Raw genomic sequence first — 3,228 nt, forward strand, 5'->3', positions numbered from 1 at the left:
TGGTGAAAGCCGCCCATTTGCTGGCAGTTTTCTCGGCTTTCTGTTGAATCGGCGGGGTGAGGCGATCAAATGCCTGAGCCACCTTCTCGAACCCATCACGCATGGCTTTGACGGCCTGTTCCAGCTTCGCCAGGGCAAAATCTATGACCTCAGCCCGCTGCGCGTTCTCCGCCCGAATACGGCGGTTATGGTTGCCCGTTGGGGTCTCATGACCTTTCCGCTCCAACGCCACGACATTCGCACCCATGTGCCGCTCTGGCACGCGATCCAGCCCCTGCGCCTCATTGGTCCGGTGATCTATCCGGGCCTCTTGTCCGGCCCGCTCTAGCGCGGCATTGGCAAGGCCAGCCCATAGATGGCGAACCTCTGTTACCTCGTCTGCCCCTTTACCAAGCCCCATGCTGGTCCGCTTCTTGTCGGACAGTTCAATGGTTGATTTGTCTCCAAAAGACAGCTTGCCCTCGGCATCCCGCTCCACCTTGCGAGTGGTGGTCATGATGTGCGCGTGATGATTCCGGTCATCGCCTTCATTACCGGGCAGATGCACCGCCACATCCACGGCCACCCCGTAACGCTCCACCAGTGCGCGGGCAAAGCTATCAGCCAGATCGGCACGCTGCTCGCTGGTCAGTTCGTTCGGAAGGGCAAGTATCCACTCCCTACCGGTGCGGGCATCCTTCCGCTTCTCCGAAGCCTCGGCGCCATTCCATAATTCAGACCGATCAGCCGTGCCACCATCCGGCATGAAAATTGCCTTATGGGCAACGCTGTTCTGACGGGGGCTGTATTTGTGTTCGTGTCCATCAACCTCGTTGGTCAAATCCTCGCCAGAACGATACGCAGCCGCAGCCACAACAGAACGCCCTGCGCTCCGGCTTATCGGCTTTGTCTCGGCGCGATAGATTGCCACGGATCAAAAGCCTTTCTTTTGGCGTAAAACGGGGGGTTCAGGGGGGCAAAGCCACCATGACGCAGGACTTGCACTTGTGCAAGTCGTAACTGCGCCCTTAATGCCTGACGGCATCACGGGATATGTGGTATTGTTCTTGAAAGACTGATTCCAGTTCCGAGGATGATATGAGCAACATTTCTAAAGAAATTGAAAACGCCAAAAAGATTATTGCCGAACAAAAAAAACGCATCAAAGAGGCTCAAAAGGCAGAAGCTAAATCGGAAGCAAAATTGCGCGATCGCCAAAATTATATCTTAGGAGGTGCCTTGATAAAATTAGCCGAAACAGATGAACGCGCTGTCCGAACCATCGAAACACTTTTGAAGCGTGTTGAAAGGCCATCAGACCAGAAAGCCTTTGAGACATTCTCTCGCCTTCCTTCACTCGCCATGACACCAGTTCCAGCGTCGGAAAATACCCATGAGTGACATGCTGGAAGAAGATCCGTTTGAACTGTTCAAGCGGGTCGAAAAAAGCATCACCAAGGCCACCGGAAGCATGGAGCGTCTGGCATCCGAGCAGGACAACAGGTGCAGAACGATTTCAGACGCCGCCGAAAAAGCCTCTAGGTTGGCCGTAGAAGCCTCTGACGTGTTTTCAGCGGGAAAGAGGCGTCTAATGATCTGGACCGGCCTCTGCGCGGCTATGCTGGCCTGTGGTGGGATGTTGGGAGGGTATTGGCTCGGCCGATCTGACGGATGGAGCCAAGGGAACGCCATCGGACACCAACAGGCCCTGACCGAAAATGCAGCCGCAGCGTGGGGCAATACACCAAGCGGTCAACTGGCCTTCCAGATGGACAAGGCGGGATTACTCCAAGCCCTCGGTCACTGCCACCTGCCGGGATACGAGGCCAAATATGAACCAAAGGACAAACGAACCTTCTGCTATCCCACCCAAAACGCTAGCGGTTGGTTGGTGCAGCCATAGCCACAAGCTGCACCCTCTTCCTGAGCAATTCAGACGACCGATTTTCTCTGTCCTGACCCGTCGAAAATCCGAGTTTTCCACCGAAAAAAGAGGGGACCATAGGGGAGAATAAATATCTTTATTCTATCTAGGAGATCGCCGATCTCTGGTTTTCGTTGGGAATCCGCAAAAAACAGCTTGCGATTACCTGTCACACTGTGACAGCATAAGAAGTCACAGTGTGACAGGTAATCGCCCCATATACAGAGGTTCCCCACATGCGGAATGTCACGCGGCTCAAGACCCAGAAAGACCGCCTTCAAGAAGATCAGGCTGATCTCCTGAAACAGGCTCTCCTCCCTTTTGCTGAGACTAGCCCCGCAATGCGCGAAGCCGTCGGACGGCTTTACGTTCAGATCAAGAACCTCACTACACCAGCCCCCGGAACCACGGAGCCATTTGTTATGATCCGTCCTGCTCAAAATCTTGCTGTTGTTCGCTGGCTAAACGCCAATAGTAAGCGGCCACACAAAGCCACGGAAATCTGGGCAATTTTATTCGATCACCTGATGCCACATACTGGACAGATCATGCTTACCCGCGAGGAAATTGCTGAGATCGTTGGGATGTCCGCCGATAACGTCAGTAAGGTTATGAACGAACTGGTGAAATTTGGAGCGATCTTCTCTGAACGTGAAAAGATCGAAGGGCTACGCGGGCCGGGATTGGTGCGCTACTACATGAACCGTCATGTAGCCGAGGTAGGGAGCCGTGCCACGCAAGAAGAATTGGCTCTAATTCCTAAGCCGGGTACATCTTTGTCGGTTATACATGGTGGAAAAAACTAAATAGGATTTATTATGACTAAAAATGAATTAACTGACCTTTTAAACAATCTATCAATTGGAATGGAATTGTTTATTCCATATGAAGTTCTTGAAGAAATATTAACAAACACAGATCCATCAATATTTGCTATTGGAGTAGCTTCTGGATGTGGAACTGTAAAAACGGATTCCATTAAAAACGGATATTCACTTGAAAAAACTCATTACGTATAAATATTAACGTCCTCTTCCTCGACGTTCTGCGCGGGCCTGTAGCATTTCCTGATATGCCTTGGCGTCTCTGGCTTTCTGCTCGGCCCGCTCTCTCTCGGCGGCTTCGACTCTCTGGCGTTCTTCTGCCAGTCGTTTCCGCTCCGCTTCGGCGTCCTTAGCTGCTCCGGCTTTTAATCCCTTGGTGAAAGCCGCCCATTTGCTGGCAGTTTTCTCGGCTTTCTGTTGAATCGGCGGGGTGAGGCGATCAAATGCCTGAGCCACCTTCTCGAACCCATCACGCATGGCTTTGACGGCCTGTTCCAGCTT

General features: G+C 52.4%; 6 protein-coding genes. 4 read left to right on the top strand and 2 right to left on the bottom strand.

The features are described from left to right. Window positions 1-910, bottom strand: a 910-nt coding sequence (mobQ, locus tag ACBR42_RS16890) for a MobQ family relaxase (RefSeq protein WP_371208804.1), incomplete at its 3' end; no start/stop codon positions are given. 167 nt (window positions 911-1,077) lie between these two features. Between mobQ and ACBR42_RS16895 the strand changes: the two genes are divergently transcribed. The 4 genes from ACBR42_RS16895 to ACBR42_RS16910 all read left to right on the top strand — a co-directional run bounded on the left by ACBR42_RS16895 (window position 1,078) and on the right by ACBR42_RS16910 (window position 2,922). Beyond that, window positions 1,078-1,380, top strand: coding sequence for a mobilization protein (locus tag ACBR42_RS16895; RefSeq protein ID WP_141654729.1), 303 nt, complete (start codon window positions 1,078-1,080; stop codon window positions 1,378-1,380). Continuing rightward, complete coding sequence (locus ACBR42_RS16900; RefSeq protein WP_371208805.1) at window positions 1,373-1,882, top strand: replication protein; 510 nt, start codon at window positions 1,373-1,375, stop codon at window positions 1,880-1,882. The genes ACBR42_RS16895 and ACBR42_RS16900 overlap by 8 nt, the downstream gene beginning before the upstream one ends. A gap of 257 nt (window positions 1,883-2,139) precedes the next feature. Beyond that, window positions 2,140-2,709 carry a helix-turn-helix domain-containing protein gene (locus ACBR42_RS16905; protein WP_371208806.1) on the top strand — a complete coding sequence of 190 codons (570 nt, stop codon included), beginning with the start codon at window positions 2,140-2,142 and terminating at the stop codon, window positions 2,707-2,709. 12 nt (window positions 2,710-2,721) lie between these two features. Continuing rightward, a complete protein-coding gene (locus tag ACBR42_RS16910) occupies window positions 2,722-2,922 on the top strand; it encodes a hypothetical protein (protein WP_371208807.1) in 201 nt (66 codons plus the stop codon). A 3-nt stretch (window positions 2,923-2,925) separates the two neighbouring features. Here ACBR42_RS16910 and ACBR42_RS16915 read toward each other — a convergent pair. Then, a partial coding sequence (locus ACBR42_RS16915; protein WP_371208808.1) for a hypothetical protein occupies window positions 2,926-3,228 on the bottom strand: 303 nt, incomplete at its 5' end.

This window comes from Komagataeibacter sp. SM21 (assembly GCF_041402665.1).
GTDB lineage: Bacteria > Pseudomonadota > Alphaproteobacteria > Acetobacterales > Acetobacteraceae > Komagataeibacter > Komagataeibacter saccharivorans.